Annotated in this window: 19 protein-coding genes and 1 pseudogene; 16 read left to right on the forward strand and 4 right to left on the reverse strand. The window is 61.7% G+C overall.

The genetic code is table 11. The annotated features are described in order from the left end of the window. Positions 1–96 precede the first annotated feature (96 nt). The 5 genes from lpxA to LBW87_RS05300 are packed head-to-tail and all read left to right on the forward strand — an operon-like array spanning position 97 to position 4,004. Entirely contained in the window at positions 97–885 is a 789-nt protein-coding gene (gene lpxA / locus LBW87_RS05280) for an acyl-ACP--UDP-N-acetylglucosamine O-acyltransferase (protein WP_225200402.1), read from the forward strand. Next, the gene (gene lpxB, locus LBW87_RS05285; protein WP_225200403.1) at positions 869–2,044 is read left to right on the forward strand and encodes a lipid-A-disaccharide synthase; all 1,176 of its coding nucleotides are present in this window, start codon (positions 869–871) and stop codon (positions 2,042–2,044) included. The genes lpxA and lpxB overlap by 17 nt, the downstream gene beginning before the upstream one ends. 37 nt (positions 2,045–2,081) lie before the next feature. Further along, positions 2,082–2,726 carry a ribonuclease HII gene (gene rnhB, locus LBW87_RS05290; protein ID WP_225200404.1) on the forward strand — a complete coding sequence of 215 codons (645 nt, stop codon included), beginning with the start codon at positions 2,082–2,084 and terminating at the stop codon, positions 2,724–2,726. Beyond that, positions 2,723–3,532, forward strand: coding sequence for a TrmH family RNA methyltransferase (locus LBW87_RS05295; RefSeq protein WP_225200405.1), 810 nt, complete (start codon positions 2,723–2,725; stop codon positions 3,530–3,532). The genes rnhB and LBW87_RS05295 overlap by 4 nt, the downstream gene beginning before the upstream one ends. Position 3,533: 1 nt before the next feature. Beyond that, positions 3,534–4,004 carry a DUF6314 family protein gene (locus tag LBW87_RS05300; protein WP_225200406.1) on the forward strand — a complete coding sequence of 157 codons (471 nt, stop codon included), beginning with the start codon at positions 3,534–3,536 and terminating at the stop codon, positions 4,002–4,004. On the opposite strand, the gene LBW87_RS05305 is transcribed toward LBW87_RS05300, so the two are convergent. Further along, positions 3,985–4,839, reverse strand: coding sequence for a pyruvate, water dikinase regulatory protein (locus tag LBW87_RS05305; protein WP_225200407.1), 855 nt, complete (start codon positions 4,837–4,839; stop codon positions 3,985–3,987). The genes LBW87_RS05300 and LBW87_RS05305 overlap by 20 nt on opposite strands. A gap of 360 nt (positions 4,840–5,199) precedes the next feature. Here LBW87_RS05305 and ppsA point away from each other — a divergent pair, with 360 nt between their 5' ends. The 3 genes from ppsA (at position 5,200) to LBW87_RS05320 (ending at position 9,167) form a co-directional block, all read left to right on the forward strand. Then, the gene (gene ppsA / locus LBW87_RS05310) at positions 5,200–7,557 is read left to right on the forward strand and encodes a phosphoenolpyruvate synthase (RefSeq protein ID WP_265112872.1); all 2,358 of its coding nucleotides are present in this window, start codon (positions 5,200–5,202) and stop codon (positions 7,555–7,557) included. A gap of 198 nt (positions 7,558–7,755) precedes the next feature. After that, on the forward strand, positions 7,756–8,190 hold the full coding sequence (locus LBW87_RS05315; protein WP_225200409.1) for an NfeD family protein: 435 nt from the start codon (positions 7,756–7,758) through the stop codon (positions 8,188–8,190). 62 nt (positions 8,191–8,252) lie between these two features. Continuing rightward, the gene (locus tag LBW87_RS05320; RefSeq protein ID WP_225200410.1) at positions 8,253–9,167 is read left to right on the forward strand and encodes an SPFH domain-containing protein; all 915 of its coding nucleotides are present in this window, start codon (positions 8,253–8,255) and stop codon (positions 9,165–9,167) included. Between the two features lie 6 nt (positions 9,168–9,173). Here the strand turns inward: LBW87_RS05320 and LBW87_RS05325 are convergent, their stop codons facing one another. Next, positions 9,174–10,583, reverse strand: coding sequence for an ATP-binding protein (locus tag LBW87_RS05325; protein ID WP_225200411.1), 1,410 nt, complete (start codon positions 10,581–10,583; stop codon positions 9,174–9,176). A gap of 1 nt (position 10,584) precedes the next feature. Beyond that, positions 10,585–11,274: a response regulator transcription factor gene (locus LBW87_RS05330; RefSeq protein ID WP_225200412.1), complete on the reverse strand. Its 690-nt coding sequence runs from the start codon at positions 11,272–11,274 to the stop codon at positions 10,585–10,587. Between the two features lie 376 nt (positions 11,275–11,650). Here LBW87_RS05330 and LBW87_RS05335 point away from each other — a divergent pair, with 376 nt between their 5' ends. Together LBW87_RS05335 and LBW87_RS05340 are read left to right on the forward strand one after the other, a co-directional pair. After that, a complete protein-coding gene (locus tag LBW87_RS05335; RefSeq protein WP_225200413.1) occupies positions 11,651–12,355 on the forward strand; it encodes a hypothetical protein in 705 nt (234 codons plus the stop codon). Positions 12,356–12,427: 72 nt separating this feature from the next. After that, complete coding sequence (locus LBW87_RS05340; protein WP_225200414.1) at positions 12,428–13,990, forward strand: tetratricopeptide repeat protein; 1,563 nt, start codon at positions 12,428–12,430, stop codon at positions 13,988–13,990. Positions 13,991–14,055: 65 nt separating this feature from the next. On the opposite strand, the gene smpB is transcribed toward LBW87_RS05340, so the two are convergent. After that, positions 14,056–14,505, reverse strand: a complete 450-nt coding sequence (smpB, locus tag LBW87_RS05345) for an SsrA-binding protein SmpB (RefSeq protein ID WP_225200415.1) — start codon at positions 14,503–14,505, stop codon at positions 14,056–14,058. 67 nt (positions 14,506–14,572) lie between these two features. On the opposite strand from smpB, the gene LBW87_RS05350 reads away from it, so the two are divergent. The 6 genes and pseudogenes from LBW87_RS05350 to LBW87_RS05380 all read left to right on the forward strand — a co-directional run bounded on the left by LBW87_RS05350 (position 14,573) and on the right by LBW87_RS05380 (position 21,900). Beyond that, entirely contained in the window at positions 14,573–15,004 is a 432-nt protein-coding gene (locus tag LBW87_RS05350; protein ID WP_225200416.1) for a type II toxin-antitoxin system RatA family toxin, read from the forward strand. Beyond that, the gene (locus tag LBW87_RS05355) at positions 14,997–15,302 is read left to right on the forward strand and encodes an RnfH family protein (protein WP_225200417.1); all 306 of its coding nucleotides are present in this window, start codon (positions 14,997–14,999) and stop codon (positions 15,300–15,302) included. The genes LBW87_RS05350 and LBW87_RS05355 overlap by 8 nt, the downstream gene beginning before the upstream one ends. A 95-nt stretch (positions 15,303–15,397) precedes the next feature. Continuing rightward, positions 15,398–16,858, forward strand: a complete 1,461-nt coding sequence (gene guaB, locus LBW87_RS05360) for an IMP dehydrogenase (protein WP_225200418.1) — start codon at positions 15,398–15,400, stop codon at positions 16,856–16,858. A gap of 114 nt (positions 16,859–16,972) precedes the next feature. Continuing rightward, on the forward strand, positions 16,973–18,565 hold the full coding sequence (gene guaA, locus LBW87_RS05365; RefSeq protein ID WP_225200419.1) for a glutamine-hydrolyzing GMP synthase: 1,593 nt from the start codon (positions 16,973–16,975) through the stop codon (positions 18,563–18,565). Between the two features lie 300 nt (positions 18,566–18,865). Then, positions 18,866–19,630 carry an integrase arm-type DNA-binding domain-containing protein gene (locus tag LBW87_RS23975; RefSeq protein ID WP_320442711.1) on the forward strand — a complete coding sequence of 255 codons (765 nt, stop codon included), beginning with the start codon at positions 18,866–18,868 and terminating at the stop codon, positions 19,628–19,630. A gap of 578 nt (positions 19,631–20,208) precedes the next feature. After that, positions 20,209–21,900 (forward strand): annotated as a pseudogene (locus LBW87_RS05380) (ShlB/FhaC/HecB family hemolysin secretion/activation protein). Positions 21,901–21,933: the final 33 nt, after the last annotated feature.

A 21,933-nucleotide genomic window follows, 5' to 3' on the forward strand; every position in this document is an offset into this window, starting at 1 on the left:
AGCGCCAATCATCGGGCCCGGCCAGAGATCGACAGCGATCCGGCCGGGCCTTGTTCCTTGAACACACACACTCGAACACCAAGCCAGGCCAAGGATATGTCCAGGATACATCCCACCGCAGTGATCGCCCCCGGCGCGCAGCTCGATTCGTCGGTCGAGGTCGGTCCCTTCACCGTGATCGGTCCCGATGTGCGCATCGATGCCGGCACCCGCATCGGCCCGCATGTGGTCATCGAAGGCCACACCACCATCGGTCGCGACAACCAGATCTTCCAGTTCGGCTCCATTGGCGCTGCGCCACAGGACAAGAAGTACGCCGATGAGCCCACCCGGCTCGAGATCGGTGACCGCAACAGCATCCGCGAATTCGTCACCTTCAACCGTGGCACCGTGCAGGATGGCGGCGTCACCCGCATCGGCAACGATAACTGGATCATGGCCTATGTCCACGTGGCGCACGACTGCCAGCTGGGCAATGACATCATCCTGGCCAACAATGCGACATTGGCCGGTCATGTTCACCTGGGCGACCACGTCTTCCTGGGCGGCTTCACCACGGTGCACCAGTTCTGCCGCATCGGCGCGCATGCGATGACCGCCTTCACCGCCGCCGTCAGCCAGGACGTGCCGCCTTTCGTGACCGCAGCGGGCAATCGTGCAGTGCCGGCCGGCATCAATAGCGAAGGCCTCAAGCGGCGCGGTTTCAGCAGCGAGCAGATCATGGAGATCAAGCGCGCCTACAAGGTGATCTACCGCTCCAGCCTGCCGCTGGACCAGGCGCGCCAGGAGCTCGAACGGATGGAGCAGCAGTCCGCCACTGCGGCGGCGCATCTGCGCACGCTGCGCGAATTCGTTAGCGACTCGCCCCGTGGCATCATCCGCTGACGACGCCCGCCAGCTGGCCATCGCCCTGGTGGCCGGCGAGAGCTCGGGCGACGTGCTCGGCGCGCGCTTGCTGGCCGGATTGCGCCAGCGGGTTCCGGACGCCAGGCTGTACGGCATCGGCGGCCAGCAAATGATGCAACACGGCTTCGTCAGCGACGAGCCGATGGACCGGCTCACCGTGCGTGGACTGTTCGAGGTGATACCGAAGTACCGCGAGCTCAAGGGCATCCAGAATGCGCTGCGCGACAAACTGCTGCGCGAGCGTCCGGACGTCTTTGTCGGGATCGACTACCCGGGCTTCAACCTGGGCCTGGAGGAGCAGTTGCGGCGCGCCGGCATACCCACGGTGCATTACATCGGGCCCCAGATCTGGGCCTGGCGCGGTGGCCGCATCAAGAAGATCAAGCGCGCCGTGTCGCACATGCTGGTGATCTTTCCGTTCGAGGAAGCCATCTATCGCCAGGCCGGCGTGCCCGTCACCTATGTCGGACATCCCCTGGCCGAAGTGATCCCGATGACGCCCGACGTCCCGGCTGCGCGCGCGCGCCTGGGCCTGGTCGGGCCGGGGCGGGTGGTGGCGATCCTGCCCGGCAGCCGGATGAGCGAACTCAAGCTCAACGGCGACGGTTTCCTGGCCGCCGCCCGGCTGCTGCGCCAGCGCGACCCGCAACTGCAGTTCGTCGCACCCATGGCCGGCGAGCGTCAGTTGCAGGCATTCGCACAGCAGATTGCCCAGGGCCGCTACGACGATCTCGACATCAAGCTGGTTCCCGGCCAGTCGCACAGTGCCATGGAAGCGGCCGATGCGGTGCTGGTGGCGTCCGGCACGGCCTCGCTGGAAGTGGCGCTGTACAAGAAGCCGATGGTGATCTCGTACAAGGTCATGTGGGCCTCGTACCAGATCATGCGGCATATGGCCTACCAGCCGTGGGTCGGCCTGCCCAATATCCTGGCGCGTGAGTTCCTGGTGCCGGAACTGCTGCAGCACGATGCCACGCCGCAGGCGCTGGCCGACGCCATGTGGCATCAGCTCGAAGACCATGGCCATCAGCAGTTGCTGGTGCGCCGTTTTACCGAAATGCATCATGCGCTGCTGCGCGACAGCAGCCGTGAGGCCGCCGCCGCAGTGGCGGAAGTCATCGGCCGCCGCGCGCGCTAGGCCGCTACTGCGCTACCGCATCAACCAAGGAATATCAATGCCCCGCACCAAGACCGGCAATGCGCCGCCGCCCGAGACCTTGTCGCTGTTCGATTACGCCGGCGAAATCATCTGCGGCGTGGACGAGGCCGGGCGCGGCCCGCTGGCCGGCCCCGTGTTTGCGGCGGCGGTGATTCTCGATCCGCAGCGGCCCATTGAAGGCCTGCGCGACTCCAAGAAATTGTCCGAGGCGGCGCGCGACAACCTGGCAGTACACATCAAGAACAATGCGCTGGCCTGGGCGATTGCCTCCTGCAGCGAGCAGGAGATCGACCAGCTCAACATTCTGCAGGCCAGCATGCTGGCCATGCGGCGCGCGGTCGAAAGCCTGGCGACCGTGCCCACGCTGGCCCTGATCGACGGCAATCGCTGTCCTGTGATGGCCATTCGCTCGGAGGCGATCGTCAAGGGTGACGACAAGGTGCCGGCCATCTCGGCCGCCTCGATCCTGGCCAAGACCGCGCGCGATGCAGCGTTGATGGTATTGCATGACAGCTATCCGCAGTATGGCTTCGACCGTCACAAGGGGTATCCGACCGCGTTCCACCTGGAACGACTGAAACTGCATGGCGTGTCGCCCGTGCATCGCCGTTCGTATGCGCCGGTCAAGGCGCTGCTGGGGCTGGGCGAGGTGGTGCGATGAGCGACACTGCCGGCGCGAAGCTGCTGACCTCGAAGGACAACCCGCGCTTCAAGGAGCTGCGGCAACTGGCTGACAGCGCCCAGGCGCGTCGCCGCGCCGGACTGGCATTGCTCGATGGCGTGCACCTGGCGCAGGCCTGGTTGCAGCACCGTGGCGCGGCCCAGCTGTGCGTGGTGGACCAGGCCGCCGAGACGCATCCCGAGGTGGCGCCTATCCTGGCCCGCTGCGAGGCGCTGCGCACCCCGTGCCTGGTGCTGGCGAGTTCCCTGTATCGGGCGTTGAGCCAGGTCGAGAACGGTGTCGGTGTGCTGCTGGTGGTGCCGACGCCGGTATTGTCGGCGCCGGCCGTGCTGGAGGCCTCGGCCGTGCTGCTCGATGGCGTGCAGGACCCGGGCAATTTCGGCTCGGTCCTGCGCAGCGCCGCCGCCGCCGGCATTACCCAGGTGTTTTGCGCTGCCGGCACCACGGCGGCCTGGTCGCCCAAGGTCTTGCGGGCCGGCATGGGCGCCCACTTCGTGCTCGATATTCACGAGAACGCCGATCTCGCGGCGCTCTGCGCGAGCAGTCGGGTGCCGGTGCTGGCCACCAGTTCGCATGCGGCCCAGACGATCTACCAATGCGACCTGTCGCAACCGGTGGCGTGGCTGTTCGGGCATGAAGGGCAGGGCGTCTCGCCAGCGCTGATGGAATTGGCGACCCAGGAAGTGGTGATCCCGCATCTCGGCGAGATCGAGTCGCTCAATGTGGCCGCCGCTGCCGCCGTCTGCTTCTTCGAGCAGGTGCGCCAGCGCTCGGGCGAGCACTGACATGGGTATCCCGGGCGACACCGCAGGCTTGCAGCGTTTCTTTGACGGCGCCTGGGTCTTCAGTCGGTCGATCTGGGGCGCCGACGCGCAATTGCAGGCGCAGGCGTCGGGCGAATGCGATTTCACCCAGGTCGCGCCTGACCTGCTGCGCTATTGCGAGCAGGGGACGCTGCAGATGATGCAGGGGCGACCGATCGCCTTCACGCGCCAGTTCGACTATCGCTTCGATGCCGATGGCGTGATGGTGTCGTTTGCCGATGGCGAGCGCATCGGCCAGCCTTACCAGCGATACGCGCTGGACGGCAACCAGCTGGCGCCGGTGGCTGAGCACCTGTGCGGCGCCGATTGCTACACCGCCAGCTATCTGTTCGAAAGCGCCCGCCAGTTCCAGCTGCAAACCTGGATCCGCGGGCCGCACAAACAGTCCCGTTTGCTGACCACCTACCAGCGGCCTAGCGCGTCTCGGGCTTGAGTTCCTGCAGGATGGTGGCGGCGATCTCCTCGATCGACTTGGCGGTCGACGACATCCAGCGAATGCCTTCGCGGCGCATCATGTTCTCGGCTTCATTGATCTCGTAGCGGCAGTTTTCCAGCGCGGCATACTTGCTGCCCGGACGCCGTTCGTTGCGCACCTCGGCCAGCCGCTCGGGCGCAATCGTCAAGCCGAAGATCTTCTTCTTGAACATCGCCAGGCCGCCCGGCAACTTGTCGCGTTCGAAGTCTTCCGGGATCAGCGGGTAGTTGGCCGCCTTGATGCCGAACTGCATCGCCAGGTACAGGCTGGTCGGGGTCTTGCCCGAGCGCGACACGCCCACCAGGATCACATCGGCTTCGGACAGGTTCTTGTTGGACTGGCCGTCGTCATGCGCCAGCGAAAAATTGATCGCCTCGATGCGGTTGCGGTATTCCTCCGAATCGGCCGTGTTGTGGCTGCGGCCGATGGTATGGGTCGATTTGATGTCGAGTTCCTGCTCCAGCGGCTCGACGAAGGTCTGGAACAGGTCCATGTGCATCGCCTTGGCCTGGCGGATCACCGACGACAGCTCGGACTTGACCAGCGTCGAGAACACGATCGGCAGCTTGCCGTCGACCTGGAACGCATCGTTGATCTTGCGGGTGGCTTCATGCGCCTTGTCGACGGTGTCGATGAACGGCAGGCGCACTTGCTTGAAACGCAACTCGAACTGGCTCAACACCGAATGCCCGAAGGTCTCGGCGGTGATGCCGGTGCCGTCGGAGACGAAGAAGACCGTGCGGTTGGCCGCCAGCATCGGGGCTGTGCGCGGGAGAGGCATGGGGTCGAGCATGATGTTGTCGCCAGTCAATAGAAAAAAAGGTGGGTGCAATAAACAAAAATGATTTCACGCGGTACAATGCCCAGCAACTAACGAGCAGCCCAACCACGATGACTCTGAACCGCTTGCGCAATCCGGCCGACCTTGTAGTGATGTTTGCATTGGCAAACGTCCTCGGCGGCTGTGCGCGTTTTGCGGATCTCGTGATGTCCCTGGGTTCGTCTCTGATGCCGGCACCGTCGCAGAATAACAAAAATCAACTGACGCATGCTGCGCCCGCAAAGATTTCTTATCATCAAGTTAGGGGTAGTCATGTCCAACGCAGTCAATACCCAGGGGGCAGTATACGTAGCTCCCTTTGAATCTCTTCGCATGACGGACGTCGAGTCCGTCGGTGGCAAAAACGCTTCGCTGGGTGAGATGATCAGCCAGCTGGCCAGCGCCGGTGTTCGTGTGCCGGGCGGTTTTGCCACGACTGCGCAAGCTTTCCGTGATTTCCTGGAGCACAGCGCCGACGGTGGCCCGACATTGGCCCAGCGTATCGCCACGCGCCTGGAAAACCTGGATATCGATGATGTTCGTTCACTGGCACAGGCTGGCGCCGAGATCCGTCAATGGATCGTCGAGACGCCGTTCCAGCCGCGCCTGAACGACGAGATTCACGCCTTCTACGAAAAACTGGTCGCTGACTCCACCAGCGAGATGTCGTTCGCCGTGCGCTCGTCGGCCACCGCCGAAGACTTGCCCGATGCGTCCTTCGCCGGCCAGCAGGAAACCTTCCTCAACGTGGTCGGCATCGACAACGTGCTCGAAGCGATGAAGCACGTCTTCGCCTCGCTCTACAACGACCGCGCGATCTCGTATCGCGTGCACAAGGGCTTCACGCACGCCGAAGTGGCCTTGTCGGCCGGCGTGCAGCGCATGGTGCGTTCCGACGTGGGCGCGGCCGGCGTGATGTTTACGATCGACACCGAATCCGGCTTCAAGGATGTGGTCTTCATCACCGCCAGCTATGGCCTGGGTGAGACCGTGGTGCAGGGTGCCGTCAATCCGGACGAATACTACGTGCACAAGCCCATGCTGGAGCTGGGCAAGCAGCCGGTGATCCGCCGCAACCTGGGTTCCAAGCTGATCAAGATGGAGTTCACCGGCGAAGCCAAGGCTGGCCGTTCGGTCAAGACCGTGGACGTGCCGGTTGAGCTGCGCAACCGCTATTCGCTGGACGACGCCGAAGTGGTCGAGCTGGCCAAGTACGCCACCATCATCGAAAAGCACTACGGTCGTCCGATGGACATCGAGTGGGGCAAGGACGGTCGCGACGGCAAGCTGTACATCCTGCAGGCGCGTCCTGAAACGGTGAAGTCGCAGCAGAAGGCGACCGATGCCCAGCAGCGCTTCAAGCTCAAGGGTTCGGGCACAGTGCTGGCCACCGGCCGCGCCATCGGCCAGAAGATCGGCGCCGGTCCGGTGCGCGTCATCAGCGACCCGGCCGAGATGGAACGCGTGCAACCGGGCGACGTCCTGGTGGCCGACATGACCGATCCCAACTGGGAGCCGGTGATGAAGCGCGCTTCAGCCATCGTCACCAACCGCGGCGGTCGTACCTGCCACGCGGCCATCATCGCGCGTGAACTGGGCGTGCCGGCCGTCGTTGGCTGTGGCGATGCCACCGACATCCTCAAGGATGGCACCCTGGTGACGGTGTCGTGCGCCGAAGGCGACGAAGGCAAGATCTATGATGGCCTGCTCGAAACCGAGGTGACCGAAGTGGCGCGCGGCGAATTGCCGCCGATCCCGCTGAAGGTGATGATGAACGTGGGTAACCCGCAGCTGGCATTCGACTTCCAGTCGATTCCCAATGGCGGCGTCGGTCTGGCGCGCCTGGAATTCATCATCAACAACAACATCGGCGTGCACCCGCGTGCCATCCTGGAATACCCGAACATCGACAACGACCTGAAGAAGGCGGTCGAGTCGGTGGCCCGCGGCCATGCCTCGCCCAAGGCGTTCTACGTCGACAAGCTGGCCGAAGGGATCGCCACCATCGCGGCGGCCTTCTGGCCCAAGCCGGTCATCGTGCGCCTGTCCGACTTCAAGTCGAACGAGTACAAGAAGCTGATCGGTGGTTCGCGCTACGAGCCGGACGAAGAAAACCCGATGCTGGGCTTCCGTGGCGCGGCCCGTTACCTGGCCGATGATTTTGCCGAAGCGTTCCAGATGGAATGCCTGGCCTTGAAGCGCGTGCGCGAAGAAATGGGCCTGACCAACGTCGAGATCATGGTGCCGTTCGTGCGCACCCTGGGCCAGGCCGAGAAGGTCATCGGCCTGTTGGGCAAGTACGGCCTGAAGCGTGGCGAGAACGGCCTGCGCGTGATCATGATGTGCGAAGTGCCGTCCAATGCCATCCTGGCCGAGCAGTTCCTGGAGCACTTCGATGGTTTCTCGATCGGTTCCAACGACCTCACCCAGCTGACGCTGGGCCTGGACCGCGATTCCGGCATGGAACTGCTGGCAGCCGACTTCGACGAACGCGACCCGGCGGTTCAGGCGTTGTTGACCAAGGTGATCAATACCTGCCGCGAAAAGGGCAAGTACGTCGGCATCTGCGGTCAGGGCCCATCGGATCACCCGGACTTCGCCGTGTGGCTCATGGAGCAGGGTATCGAGTCGATCTCGCTCAACCCTGACACCGTGATCGACACCTGGCAGAACCTGGCCAAGCAGAAGTAATGCGTTGAGTGACGACCGGTGCTGCGGCGTGCCCTGGTGGCCGTGGCGAGAAGTTAAAAAGAGCGCGGACAGAAATGTCCGCGCTTTTTTTTCTTATATCGGCGTGTTGTGGGTTAGACTGTGCACACAATTACCGTAAGAAAGGCACTTTTTCGATGCTGTTCACTACTTTTTCTAGGAATATGAACGGATTTTTCTATGAGTGACTGGGCTATCTGGTTCGTGATCGCTGGCGGCCTGATCGCTGCCGAGCTTTTTACGGGCACCTTCTACTTGTTGATGATCGCTGTCGGTTTGACTGCGGGCGGTTTGCTGGCACTGGGTGGGGCCTTGCTCGAGTGGCAATTGCTGGCCGCATCGGCGGTGGGGATCGTCGCCGTCTTGTTGTTGCGTCGCAGCCGATTTGGCCGTGTGCGCCGTGGTCGCATCAACGACGACCCCAACCAATCGCTCGACATCGGGCGCACGGTCGAGGTGCCTGCCTGGCAGGAGAAGGGTGGCAGTCATGTCGCCCGCGTGCCGTATCGGGGGGCGCTGTGGGACGTCGAACTCGAAGCAGGGCACCCGCCGGAGACCGGCCCCTGCATCATCCGTGAAATACGCGGTAGTCGCCTGATCGTCGCGCCGCGCTGAATCAACCTGGCCGCCTGCATCTGCAGGCACCATCGTCCATCATTTCACCCAAGGAGGTCCCCATGCTGGGAAGCGTAACCCTGGTCATTTTCGTCATCGCCATCCTGTTTGTCGTCAAGACAGTCAAGGTCGTCCCGCAGCAGCACGCCTGGGTGGTCGAACGCCTTGGCAAATACCATGCGACGCTGGGCCCCGGTCTCAGCATCGTGGTGCCGTTCATCGATCGGGTGGCCTACAAGCACATCCTCAAGGAAATCCCGCTCGACGTGCCGCCCCAGGTCTGTATTACCCGCGACAACACGCAGTTGCAGGTCGACGGCATCCTTTACTTCCAGATTACCGATCCGATGCGCGCATCCTACGGTTCGTCCAACTACATTGCCGCCATCACGCAACTGGCGCAGACCACCTTGCGTTCGGTGATCGGCAAGATGGAGCTGGACAAGACCTTCGAGGAGCGCGACCACATCAATACCACCATCGTCAACGCCATCGATGAGTCGGCCGAGAACTGGGGCGTGAAAGTGTTGCGTTACGAGATCAAGGATCTGACGCCGCCCAAGGAGATCCTGCATGCGATGCAGGCGCAGATCACCGCCGAACGCGAGAAGCGGGCGCTGATTGCGGCCTCCGAAGGCCGCAAGCAAGAGCAGATCAACATCGCCACCGGTCAGCGTGAGGCGGCCATCGCCAAATCCGAAGGTGAAAAGCAGGCCTCGATCAACCGGGCCGAGGGCGAGGCGGCAGCGATCCTGTCGATTGCCGAAGCCAGTGCCGAGGCGATCCGCAAGACCGCCGCCGCGATCCAGGCGCCGGGCGGTGCCGATGCGGCCAACCTCAAGGTGGCCGAGCAATACGTCAACGCCTTCGGCGAACTGGCCAAGACCAGCAATACCCTGATCGTGCCGGCCAATCTGTCCGACATGAGCGGGCTGATCGCCACGGCCATGCAGGTGGTCAAGACGCAGTCGAAATAACGCCGATCAACTGTCCAGCGTCTGTCCCGGCGCTGGCTGGTCGGGCATGAAGGGCAGCGTGATATCTACCTGCAGGCCGCCGTCCTGGCGGTTGGCGGCCCGGATCACGCCGTGGTGCGCCTCGATGATGCGGCGCGCAATCGACAGGCCCAGGCCGTGGCCCGCACTGTTGCTCTTGGTGCGGCTGCTGCGGAAGAACAGTTCGAAGATCTGGTCCAGCTCATCCTCGGGCACCCCCGGGCCGCGATCGAGGATCGACAGGTGCAACAGATGGTTGGCCTCGTCGACCTGGGTGGTGACCTGCACGGTGGTGTCGGCTGCGGTGTGCTTGATGGCGTTGCGCAGCACGTTTTCAATGGCCCGGTACAGCAACTCGGGATTGCCCTTGATCTCCACCGGGCAATCGACCTCGCCGGCGATATGGCGGGCATTGGCTTCGGCCTCGAATTCGGCGTCGGCGATCATGTCGGCCAGCAGGCCCTCGATGGCGATGTCTTCTTCCATCGAGCCGGGCACATTGGCTTCCAGGCGCGACAGCGTCAGCAACTCACCCACCAGGCTATCCATGCGCATGCTTTCGCGTTCGATGCGCTCCAGCGTCAGCTCGAGCTTGTCGCGGTCCTGCACGCGCGCCAGGCCGATGGCGACCTGCAGGCGCGCGATCGGTGAGCGCAACTCGTGCGAGACGTCGTGCAACAGGCGTCGCTGGCTTTCCATCAAGACCCGCAGCTTGGCGGTCATGGCGTCGAAGTCACGGCCGAGGTCGGCCAGTTCGTCGCTGCGCGAGCTCATGACCGGTTCCAGCTCAAGGTCGAGATTGCCCGACGCCGCCTGGGCAAAGGCGTTCTTGAGGTGGCGGATGGGGTGCGAGAAATACCACGCCAGCAGCAGCGCAAACACCAGGCTGGCGACCAGCGCCACGGCAATCGGCATACTCGGGAAGAACATCGGTGGCGGCTCGCCGCGTTCGCGCATGCGCGGATCGCGCCCGGCGCGATTGCCGAACTCGTCGGTCGGTGCCGGAATGAATAGCAGGTAGCTATGACCGTTGGCTGCCTTGACCAATTCCACCACATGCCGCTCCCGCTTCGATGACAGCAGGGCGCGTGCTTCTTCGACCAGCTTGGGCGAGACTTCGCGGCCCATCAGGTCGACCATGTTTTCATCGACCGCATACAGCTTCGGGCGATGTTCATGGCCTTCGTTGATCAGGCCGCGCAGCGCTTCGGTGCCGCCGAACTGCAGCGTGGCGGCCGCCGAGCGGATCATGAAACTGGCCGGTGGGCTGAGATCGATCTCGGACGAGCGGTTGTTGCGTTCCAGGTTCTCGACCCAGAACAGCACGCCGACGCCGAAGGTCGCGGTGATCTGGGCGATGGCGATGAAGAAGAAGAACTTCCAGAACAGCCGACCCACGTCACTCCTTGATGAACTGGTAGCCCAGGCGGTACACGGTCTGGATGCAGCTCTTGTCGCTGCCCAGCGCGGCGATCTTCTGGCGAATGCTCGACAGGTGGACGTCGATATTGCGGTCGAAGCGCGCCAGCGGACGGCCCAGTCCCTGTTCGGACAGATGCTGCTTGCTGACCGGTTTGCCGGCATTGCGGGCCAATACTTCAAGCAGGTTGAATTCGCTGCTGGTCAGTTCCAGCGGACGGCCGCCCCAGGTGGCGCGACGTTGTTCGGGCCACATCGACAGCGCGCCCACGGCCAGCGGCGAATAAGGCGATTGTTCGGTGTTTTCGGCAGAGGCGCGGCGCAGGATGGCGCGGATGCGGGCGGCGATTTCGCGCGGCGTGCATGGCTTGGGCACGTAGTCGTCGGCGCCCAGTTCAAGACCGATGATGCGGTCGGTGTCGTCGCCCTTGGCGGTCAGCATCACCACCGGCATGTTGCTCTTGGCGCGGATCCGGCGCAGGGTGTCGACGCCGTTGAGGCGCGGCATCATGACGTCCAGCACGGCGATGGCGTATTGCCCGGTCAGCGCTTCGGCTGCGCCGGCTTCGCCGTCGTAGGCAACGTTGACTTCAAATTTTTCCTGCTCAAGATATTCCTTGAGCATGTCGACCAGTTCGACATCGTCGTCGATCAATAATACTTTTGACATTGCTGCATTCCATTTGGGGTTGCCCTGCATTAACGCCGCAGGACCAGGCAGCCGCTAATATGCCGTAAAAGGTTTTGCAGAGGTGTTTCAGAGCGTCTTTACAATTACATCTTTACATTCATTTACCCCGGTCCGGCGAACAATTTCAAGTGCGATCACTCGCTTCTTTCTGCCTTGTCCTAAGGTAATTATGTGGCCGGATCCCGGCTGCCGAATCATTTATCCAGTCGCTTTTCATTGCCTAACAAAACTTTACCCGGTTTTGCGCGTGCGGGGCGATCTGCGAGCCTGGCCTTGAACCATACTGCGTTTCGGGAGCGCGCGCATTGCCTGCAATGGCGCCTGTAGGGATCAAGAAAAAAGGGAGAACCACATCATGTCCATCGGTAGCCTGTCGGGCAGCACCAGCAATGTCACCCTGGCCAGTCTGATGAGCCTGGGCAGTGCATCCAGCGCCACCAGCGCCAGTTTGCGCACGGATGCGCCGCCACCGCCGCCGCCGCATGGTGGCGGTGGATTGCTCGGGGCGCTAAAGGACCTGCTCGGCTCGCTGGGCATCGATCTCGGTGACGACAGCATCAGTGCCGTCGATTCGTCCATCGCGTCCAGTGCCAGCAGCGCATCGACATCGACTTCGGCATCGTCGGTTTCCACCAGCAGCAACGATTCCAAGCTCGATAGCTTTCTGCAGCAACTGATGGCCGCGCTGCATGCGCAGGGTAGCGAGGCAGGCAGCGTCAGTGTTAGTGATAGCAGTGACAATGATGACGACGGTGCTGAAATCAGCGCCGCTACCGCTACCGCTACCGCCTATGCGCCTTCCGGTCTGCCGCCACCGCGAGGCGGGCTGGGGGCTGATCTCGACAGCCTGATCGCTTCCTTGTCGAGCAGTGATGATGGTGACGGCGACACTGGTGATAGTAGCAGTAGTGCCACGCTGGATTCGCTCAAGAGCAGCTTCGCCAGCCTGACCGGCGGTGGTGCTGGCAGCAGTGCGTCCCTGAGCAGCTTCCTGGAAGCGTTGAAGAGCAAGTTGGCCGATGGTCGGCCCAGTGGCAACCTGATCGACACCACCGCCTGAGCGGTGCTGGCAGGCGACACAGGGCAGGGGAGCTATGTTAGCCTGCGCGCCATGATTGATCACGACCCCGCCATGCTTGGCCAATTGATGACGCTGATGTGCAACGCGATCGCCTTGAACGGTGCCGGCCAGACCGCGCAGGCCATCGCGGAACTCGACCAGGCACTGGCGCTTGACGCCGGTTTCCTGCCGGTGCACATGCAACGCGCGGCCCTGTTATTGCAGGCGGGCGACGCGGTCGCTGCGGTGCAGGCTTACCAGGCATGCCTGGACATTGCGCCTTGCTTTGACGACGCCCGGCAGGCGCACCACACGGCATTGCTTGCGTTGACGCAGCAGTGCGAGGCGGCGCTGGCCAATGGCGTGGCGACGGCGCAAACTTACAGGCAGTTAGCCTGCGCCAGGCTGGCGCTGGATCAGCCACTGCCGGCGCTGGCCAGCATCGAACAATTGCTGGCGTCGAACCCCACCGATTTTTCGGGCTGCGCCCTGCGCGCCGATATCCTGCTGCGCCTGAACCGGCATGAAGATGCGCTGGCGTCATATCAAGGTTTAGTCGACGGTGATATCGATGCTGAGCAGCAGGCATTGATTGCCTATAACCGCGCCACCATCCTGCGTCAGATGGCCCGTTACGACGACGCCCTGGCGCAATTCAACACGGCGCTTGCGTGGCGGCCGTCATTGACCCAGGCGCGGGTGGGGCGGGCGCACATGCAACTGTTGCGGGGCGACTTTGCTGCGGGCTGGCATGAGCATGAAGCCCGCCATGACATCGTCGAGCTGGCGCGCACCCGGCCCCGCAGCGAACAGCCGCAGTGGCTGCCCGGCCAGGATGTGAGCCGCCTTCACGTGCTGCTGTGGGCCGAGCAAGGTCAAGGCGATGCCTTGCAGTTTGCGCGTTACATCGGGCTGGTGGCCACGCGCGCGGCGCGCACCACCGTGTGTTGCGTTCCTGCAATGGCGTCATTGCTGGCCATGGCCTTTCCATCCTGCGACTTCGTGAGCGACGACAAGCATCTGCCGCCGCATGATGTGATCGCGTCGCTGCTCTCGCTGCCATTATTGTTAGGCTTGCCCGACCCGCAGGCCGCGCCCATGCCGCCGTATCTGCATGCCGATCCCGCGCGCAGCAGCCATTGGCGCGTGCCGCCCGCGCGCCGACCGCGCATCGGCATCGCCTGGGCGGGCCGTCAATACGCCACCATTCACCACACGCGTGATATCCCACTGGCCGAGTTGTTGCCGTTGTTCGAGTTGCCGGTCGATTTCGTCGCCCTGCAGCCAGTTATTCCCGCCACGGATGCCGAGGCGCTGGCCGCCATCGACAGCGGCCAGCAAGCGGGGCGATTGCAGCGGGTGCCATTGGCGGACTGGGCCGACACTGCCGCGCTGGTCGCCGAGCTCGATGCCGTCATCAGTGTCGACAGCGCGGTGGCGCATCTGGCTGGCGCCATGGCGCGCCCGGTGTGGGTATTGTTGCGTTTCGAGGGCGAATGGCGCTGGGGGCAGGATCCGCAAGCCAGTGCGTGGTATCCCGGCATGCAATTGGTGCGTCAGCAGGTGCGCGGGCGGTGGGACGAACCGGTGCGCAGGGTGCGCCAGGCTTGCGCGGCGATGCTGGCGACACAATAAAAACGGCTGCCGGTGCCGGCAGCCGTCCTGGTCCTGCTTTGCGCTATTTTATTTAGCTTGTTTAATCAGCGGCGGTGCTGCTTCATCGCCGACTGGATCTCGCGCTGGCCGTCGCGCGCCTTTTCCGTTTCGCGCTTGTCGTGCTGCTTCTTGCCCTTGGCCAGGCCGATGTCGCACTTCACGCGTCCCTTCGAATAGTGCAGGTTGAGCGGCACCAGCGTATAGCCGGAGCGTTCCACCTTGCCGATCAGCTTGCTGATCTCGCCGGCATTGAGCAGCAGCTTGCGAGTGCGGGTGGTCTCGGGATGGACATGGGTCGAGGTGCTGGTGAGGGCGCTGATGTGCGCCCCGAACAGAAACACCTCGCCACTGCGCACGATCACGTAGGCTTCCTTGAGTTGGACGCGCCCGGCGCGGATCGACTTGACCTCCCAACCTTGCAAGACGATGCCTGCTTCGAATCGCTCCTCGATGAAGTAATCGAAAAAGGCTTTTTTGTTGTCAACTATGCTCATCTAAGTAAAACTCGTCTCGTCGGTTTAAAATTGCTGCTTTGCGATTTTATCAAACGGACCACCCTCGATGGCAGTCGTACATAAAACCGTCCTCATCGGCTACAGCGCAGAACAGATGTTCAACCTGGTAGACCGGGTCGAGGATTATCCCGAATTCCTGCCCTGGTGTGGTGGGATTGAAGTCAGCGAGCGCAGCGAAAACACGTTGACCGCCAAACTCAAGATCAACTATCACGGCCTCAAGCAGTCGTTCAGCACCCAGAATACCAACGAACGGCCAAGCCGCATGACCATGCGCCTGGTAGAAGGGCCTTTCAAGCATTTCGAAGGGCGCTGGCATTTCAAAGAACTGCGCGCCGACGCCTGCAAGATCGAGTTCGACATGGAATATGAATTCTCCAATCGTCTGCTCGAAGGCGTCATCGGCCCGGTCTTCAGCATGATCGCCAACAGTTTCGTCGATTCGTTCTGCAAGCGTGCCGAGCAGATATATGGCTGACTTGGCACTTTTGCAAGTGCAACTCTGCTATGCCGCGCCCGACCTGCAATTGCTGCAGCCGTTGCAGGTGGCGGCGGGCTGCACCATCGGTCAGGCGATCGTCGATAGCGGCCTGCTGCGTCAATATCCGGGCATCGACCTGACGGTGTGCAAGGTCGGCATCTACGGCAAGCTCAAGTCGCTCGACACGGTGTTGCGCGCGCATGACCGCATCGAGATCTACCGGCCGTTGATCGCCGATCCGATGGAATCGCGCCGGCGGCGCGTGGTGCACAAGGAACGCAGTCAGCCGTCCTGACGTGTTTGCGACAATCCGCAAATGAAACTCGACGGTGTGCGAGACGCACGCACAAGTTTTCTGTATAATTCGCTTTTGCGCCTATAGGAAACACTATGCGTCTTCTCCAAAAAGCACTCACATTCGATGACGTGCTGCTCGTCCCGGCCTTTTCGGACATCCTTCCCAAAGACACCACCCTGACTACGCGCCTGACGCGCAAGATCACGTTGAACATTCCGCTCGTCTCGGCGGCGATGGATACCGTGACCGAAGGTCGCCTCGCCATTGCCATGGCGCAAGAGGGTGGTATCGGCATCATCCACAAGAACCTGACACCGCGGGAACAGGCGCGCGAAGTGGCCAAGGTCAAGCGTTTCGAATCCGGTGTGGTGCGTGACCCGATCACGATTCCTCCCACCATGAAGATCCGTGATGTCATCGCGCTGTCCAAGCAGCACGGCATCAGCGGCTTCCCGGTGGTCGAGGGCAAGAGCCTGGTCGGCATCATCACCAACCGCGACCTGCGCTTTGAAGAAGAGCTCGACGCCGAAGTGCGCGCCAAGATGACCCCGCGCGACAAGCTGGTGTATGTGAAAGAAGGCGCCGACCCTGAAGAAGCCAAGCGCCTGATGAACAAGCACCGCCTGGAGCGGGTGATGGTGGTCGACGATGCCTTCGAGCTGCGCGGCCTGATCACGGTCAAGGATATCCAGAAGTCGACCGAACACCCGTTCGCCTGCAAGGACGAACACGGCAAGCTGCGCGTAGGCGCCGCCGTCGGCGTCGGTCCGGACAATGATGAACGCATCGAGCTGCTGGTCGCCGCCGGCGTCGACGTCATCGTGGTCGATACCGCCCACGGCCATTCGTCGGGCGTGCTCAATCGCGTCAAGTGGGTCAAGACCCGTTACCCGCACGTCGAAGTGATCGGCGGCAACATCGCTACTGCAGCCGCTGCCAAGGCGCTGGTCGAGCATGGCGCCGATGCGGTCAAGGTCGGTATCGGCCCTGGCTCGATCTGTACCACCCGTATCGTCGCCGGTGTCGGCGTGCCGCAGATTTCGGCCATCGCCAACGTGGCTGAGGCCTTGAAGGGCAGCGGCGTGCCGGTGATCGCCGATGGCGGCATCCGTTTCTCGGGCGATGTCGCCAAGGCGCTGGCCGCGGGCGCATCGAGCGTCATGATGGGCAGCATGTTCGCCGGCACCGAAGAAGCGCCGGGCGAAGTCATCCTGTACCAGGGTCGCAGCTACAAGTCGTACCGCGGCATGGGTTCGCTGGGTGCGATGGCGGACGGCTCCGCCGACCGTTATTTCCAGGACGGCGAGAACACCACCGACAAGTTCGTGCCGGAAGGCATCGAAGGCCGTGTTGCCTACAAGGGCAGCGTGGTGGCGATCCTGTATCAACTGGTGGGTGGCGTGCGCTCCTCGATGGGCTACTGCGGTTGCGGTTCCATCGACGACTTCCGCGATCGTGCCGAGTTTGTCGAGATCACCTCGGCCGGCATGCGCGAGTCGCACGTGCATGACGTGCAGATCACCAAGGAAGCACCGAACTACCGCGCCGAGTAACATCGTGCCCGGCGACAGCCCGACCCGCCGCAGGTGTTGCACGCGGTGGTCGGGCTGTTGATTTTTTTGCAGCTTAGCAACCCCTTCTTCATCAACGCAGCCACCCAGATCGCCATGTCCACGCATACGCACTCGAAAATTCTGATCCTCGACTTCGGTTCCCAGGTCACCCAGCTCATCGCCCGTCGCGTGCGCGACGCCGGCGTGTTTTCCGAGGTTTTCCCGTACGACGTGAACGACGACTTCGTGCGCAACTACGGCGCCGCCGGCATCATCCTCTCGGGCGGGCCCAACAGCGTCACCGAAGGCGACACCCCGCGCGTACCGCAAGCGGTGTTCGAACTGGGCGTGCCGGTGCTGGGCATCTGCTACGGCATGCAGGCGATGGCGCTGCAACTGGGCGGCAAGGTCGAGATCGGCCACCTGCGCGAGTTCGGCTACGCCGAAGTGCGCGCCCACGGCCACACCCCGCTGCTGGAAAACATCAGCGACTTCACCAATGCCCAGGGTCACGGCATGTTGAAGGTCTGGATGAGCCATGGCGACAAGGTTGACGAAATGCCGGCCGGCTTCAAGCTGATGGCCTCGACCGGCAACTGTCCGATCGCCGGCATGGCCGACGAAGACCGTCGTTTCTACGGTGTGCAGTTCCACCCCGAGGTGACGCACACGGTGCAGGGCAAGGCCTTGCTGTCGCGCTTCGTGCATGAAATCTGCGGCTGCAAGTCGGACTGGAACATGCCTGACTACATCACCGAAGCGGTCGAATCGATCCGCCAGCAGGTGGGTAGCGACGAAGTCATCCTCGGTCTGTCGGGCGGTGTCGACAGCAGCGTGGCGGCGGCCTTGATCCATCGCGCCATTGGCGACCAGCTGACGTGCGTCTTCGTCGACCACGGCCTGTTGCGCCTGGACGAAGGCAAGATGGTCATGGAGATGTTCGGCAAGAACCTCGGCGTGAAGGTGATCCATGTGGACGCCACGGCGCAGTTCATGGGCCACCTGGCCGGCGTCACCGATCCGGAAGCCAAGCGCAAGATCATCGGCCGCGAGTTTGTCGAAGTATTCCAGGTCGAGGCAGGCAAGTTGAAGGGCGCCAAGTGGCTGGCCCAGGGCACAATTTACCCGGACGTGATCGAAAGCGCCGGCAAGGGCAAGAAGGGCGCCCACACCATCAAGAGCCACCACAACGTCGGCGGCTTGCCCGAGACCCTCAACCTGAAGTTGCTGGAGCCGCTGCGCGAACTGTTCAAGGACGAAGTGCGCGAATTGGGCGTGGCCCTGGGCCTGCCACCGGAGATGGTGTATCGCCATCCGTTCCCGGGCCCTGGCCTGGGCGTGCGCATCCTGGGTGAAGTCAAGAAGGAATACGCCGACCTGCTGCGTCGTGCCGACGCCATCTTCATCGAAGAGCTGCGCAACACCAAGGACGACGATGGCCAGAACTGGTACGAAAAGACCAGCCAGGCGTTTGCCGTGTTCCTGCCGGTGAAATCGGTCGGCGTGATGGGCGACGGCCGCACCTACGAATACGTGGTGGCGTTGCGTGCGGTGCAGACGCAAGACTTCATGACCGCGCACTGGGCGCATCTGCCGCATGAGTTGCTGGGCCGGGTATCGAACCGCATCATCAACGAAGTGCGCGGCCTGAACCGGGTGGTCTATGACATCTCGGGCAAGCCGCCTGCGACGATCGAGTGGGAGTGAATCCAGGTCCTTCGAAGACTATCGCCTGCTATCGAAAATGCGACGTAACGTATTGATTTAAAAGAAAATACGTCACACCAGCTATCGGTAGCTATCGCCGGCCAGCGAAACGGATTGGCGGTAAAACGGACGGTAAAATTCGAGGCCTGATTCAGACACTCTCATTCACTATTGAGACTTTTACCGTCTTTGACGGTAAAAGTCTTCTCTGGAAAGCTTGCTCCATGCGGCTTTCCAGGCATCAGTAGGTCCCCTGCTCCCTGACGGTAAAAGCCGTCAAGAAACTGGAGAAATACCTCGATGCTGACCGATACTGCACTACGCAATTTAAAGCCGAAGTCCAGGGTTTATAAGGCTACCGACCGTGACGGGATGTACGTGACGGTGTCGCCCGTCGGTACCGTCACCTTCCGCTTCGACTACCGCCTTCACGGCCGCCGTGAAACACTCACTCTCGGGCGCTACGGCCAGGGTGGTATTTCGCTGTCCATGGCGCGCGAGCTGCTACTGGATGCGCGGAAATCCCTTCTCAAGGGCATATCGCCCGCTCTAGAAAAACAACGAGAGAAACGCCGTGTAATCGCCATCAAAACTTTTGATACAGCGATGGACGCGTGGTTTGTAAATGCAAAATTGGCCGACAGTACCCGAGCCATGCGCAAGCACATCATCGATCGGGACATCCTGCCCGTGTTCCGCAATCGCCTGCTCGGCTTTGATGAACTGCAACAGGCTCGGGAAGCCATGCAAGCCACCAACTTGGACGAGGGCGAAGCCTCGGTGTTCGCGCGCGTTGCGCTGGCGTTGAAATATGACGATCCACTCAAGCCGGCGCCGGTGACCGAATCGCAAATCCTGATGCCGCGCCGGTTCGACGACCGCCGGCTGGACCTGTGGAGCGTATTCAACCGTACACAAGAAAACCTGACGCAAGGCGGCCTGCGCGCACGCAGCGCCAACGGACGCCGCCTGCAGACGCGTGCGGTGCAGGGGATTGACCAAAACATCCGACTGAACCGTGCACTTTGGTTGCTGGCCGACGGTATGCGTCAACTCAAAGGCTGAGGCCATGGTCGGCGAGGGCAGGTAAGCGCCCTCGCCGCCAAATGAATGAGATTGAGCCTGTCGGATGTGAAACCTAGCTGACGCATTCGCGGTACGACTTCGACTGGGGCGCATGGTTATCTAAGTGCACCTCTGTACCCAATACAAACCATTCGTTTTTGACACAGCAAAACATCAGATATTTGAGGCGAGACGCAGCGCTCATAGTTATTGATCAGTCACATAAACGGCAGTTAGTTCCTGTTTAATTTCATTTTTTGCATGCAATAAAAGCAATTTAGTGATTTTTTCGCGGCCATTAGACGATATATCGATCTTTCTCGCATTGAAAGAATAATGCATATAAGTAATAATGCCGGCGGGTAAAAATTCGAAAATATTGGGGTCGTGGGGGCCGTTTTGTGCTGTAAATATTTCAATATTCACTGTGGGGACAATCGCGCCGCTTGTAGTAAGCCGATTTTCTCGGCGGCAATGTTTCTGCCGCAATCCAGTCTGATGCGCAGATGCTAAAGAGAAGATGCTGTTCGGGCCATCAAAGCTACATTTCGCTACGCAGGGCAGTCAGCGCAACGCTGATGGTTCTCTTTGCTGCTCATCTCACAAGTGGGCACGCGCAGACCGACCCTTCCGCACAAGAATTCCAGCGCCAGCAGGAGCGCGAGCGGCAATTGCGACAGCAGCAGGAGGCGAAGCCCGATGTTCGCCTGCCCGATCCGTTGATGCAAGCTGATGCGGCAGGGCGAATTCCAAGTGGCGAGTTACCGTGCTTTACGGTGAAAAAAAATCGTGCTGTCGGGTGAGATGTCGCAGCGTTTTCAATTCGCATTGAACAGCGTCGTGACGGGCGACGATCCTACGCTAGGTCGCTGCCTTGGAGCGCGGGGAATCAACGTGGTCATGGCGCGAATGCAGAATGAAATCGTTGCCGTCGGCTACATCACCACGCGGATATTCGCCGAGCCGCAGGATATTGCAAGCGGCGAGCTGCGGCTGACTGTGGTGCCTGGACGAATTCGCAATATCCGATTTGCTGCAGATGCAGATCCTCGTGCTAGCCAATGGAATGCGATTCCGGCGTCGGCGGGCGATGTACTCAATTTGCGCGACATCGAACAAGGGCTGGAAAACTTCAAGCGCGTGCCGACAGCCGAGACCGATATCAAGGTCGCTCCCAGCGAGGGGGATGACGTCAGGGCGGGAGACAGCGATCTCGTCATCAGTTACCGCCAGACTCTTCCCATACGTCTGACTCTGGCCGTGGATGACAGCGGCACGAAGTCGACCGGCAAGTACCAAGGGAGTGCGACGGTATCGTTGGATAACTGGCTGACGTTGAATGACTTGTTCTACATCAGCTATAACCACGATCTCGGAGGTGGCGACGCCGGGGTGCGCGGTAGCCAGAGCCACGTAGCACACTATTCGCTTCCTTTCGGCTATTGGGCCATCGCATTCACCAACAGTGCCAGTAGCTACCATCAGGCTGTTGCCGGCTTCAATCAGACCTACATGTATAGCGGCAAGAGCGAAAGCAGCGAGCTCAAGCTTTCTCGACTTGTGTATCGCGATGCGGTCCGGAAGACCACGTTATCGATCAAGGGCTTCGTGAAAGCCTCCAGCAACTATGTAGACGATACCGAAGTGGAGGTCCAGCGTCGCCGTACGGCCGGATGGGAATTCGGTATCGCACACCGTGAATTCATCGGCGACGCTACGCTCGATCTGTCGCTCGCGCACAAGCGCGGCACTGGCGCTTTCGATTCGCTGCCTGCTCCGGAAGAGGCTTTCGGGGAAGGGACTTCTCGCTTTCGTATAAGCACCGCTGATCTCTCGTTGAACCTTCCGTTCGCTTGGCAAGCGCCTTGGGGGAAGCAGGCGCTGCGCTACTCAATGGCCGCGCGCGCGCAATGGAACGGCACGCCCTTGACACCTCAGGACAGGTTTTCCATCGGAGGCCGATACACCGTACGGGGCTTCGACGGCGAAGTGACCCTGCTGGCCGAGAACGGCTGGTTCGTCCGTAATGAACTCTCTACCGTGCTTGGACAAAGTGGACAGGAATTCTATGCAGAGCGGATTACGGCCAAGTGGGAGGTCCTTCCACGGCCTTATTGACAGGTCGCCGCCTGGCTGGCGCCGTGGCGGGAATGCGCGGTGGGTTTGGTCGCGTGTCGTACGACGTTTTCGCCGCGTCACCGCTTTCCAAACCAGACCGATTCCAGACTGCCCGCCTGACCGCCGGATTCAATCTGATGTGGTCGTTCTGATAGCGGCATTGCCGCACTCCGTCAAGAAGAAAG

It is taken from the genome of Herbaspirillum sp. alder98 (genome assembly GCF_020179755.1).
Lineage (GTDB): Bacteria > Pseudomonadota > Gammaproteobacteria > Burkholderiales > Burkholderiaceae_D > Herbaspirillum.

Coding starts and splice junctions, on each gene's coding strand:
- LBW87_RS05305 (WP_225200407.1), bottom strand. CDS start 4,839: ATGCTCGACCCCATGCCTCTCCCGCGCACAGCCCCGATGCTGGCGGCC.
- LBW87_RS05335 (WP_225200413.1), top strand. CDS start 11,651: ATGTCCATCGGTAGCCTGTCGGGCAGCACCAGCAATGTCACCCTGGCC.
- LBW87_RS05350 (WP_225200416.1), top strand. CDS start 14,573: ATGGCAGTCGTACATAAAACCGTCCTCATCGGCTACAGCGCAGAACAG.
- LBW87_RS05355 (WP_225200417.1), top strand. CDS start 14,997: ATGGCTGACTTGGCACTTTTGCAAGTGCAACTCTGCTATGCCGCGCCC.
- smpB (WP_225200415.1), bottom strand. CDS start 14,505: ATGAGCATAGTTGACAACAAAAAAGCCTTTTTCGATTACTTCATCGAG.
- rnhB (WP_225200404.1), top strand. CDS start 2,082: ATGCCCCGCACCAAGACCGGCAATGCGCCGCCGCCCGAGACCTTGTCG.
- LBW87_RS05320 (WP_225200410.1), top strand. CDS start 8,253: ATGCTGGGAAGCGTAACCCTGGTCATTTTCGTCATCGCCATCCTGTTT.
- guaA (WP_225200419.1), top strand. CDS start 16,973: ATGTCCACGCATACGCACTCGAAAATTCTGATCCTCGACTTCGGTTCC.
- LBW87_RS05300 (WP_225200406.1), top strand. CDS start 3,534: ATGGGTATCCCGGGCGACACCGCAGGCTTGCAGCGTTTCTTTGACGGC.
- LBW87_RS05340 (WP_225200414.1), top strand. CDS start 12,428: ATGCTTGGCCAATTGATGACGCTGATGTGCAACGCGATCGCCTTGAAC.
- ppsA (WP_265112872.1), top strand. CDS start 5,200: ATGACGGACGTCGAGTCCGTCGGTGGCAAAAACGCTTCGCTGGGTGAG.
- LBW87_RS05295 (WP_225200405.1), top strand. CDS start 2,723: ATGAGCGACACTGCCGGCGCGAAGCTGCTGACCTCGAAGGACAACCCG.
- guaB (WP_225200418.1), top strand. CDS start 15,398: ATGCGTCTTCTCCAAAAAGCACTCACATTCGATGACGTGCTGCTCGTC.
- lpxA (WP_225200402.1), top strand. CDS start 97: ATGTCCAGGATACATCCCACCGCAGTGATCGCCCCCGGCGCGCAGCTC.
- LBW87_RS23975 (WP_320442711.1), top strand. CDS start 18,866: ATGCTGACCGATACTGCACTACGCAATTTAAAGCCGAAGTCCAGGGTT.
- LBW87_RS05330 (WP_225200412.1), bottom strand. CDS start 11,274: ATGTCAAAAGTATTATTGATCGACGACGATGTCGAACTGGTCGACATG.
- LBW87_RS05315 (WP_225200409.1), top strand. CDS start 7,756: ATGAGTGACTGGGCTATCTGGTTCGTGATCGCTGGCGGCCTGATCGCT.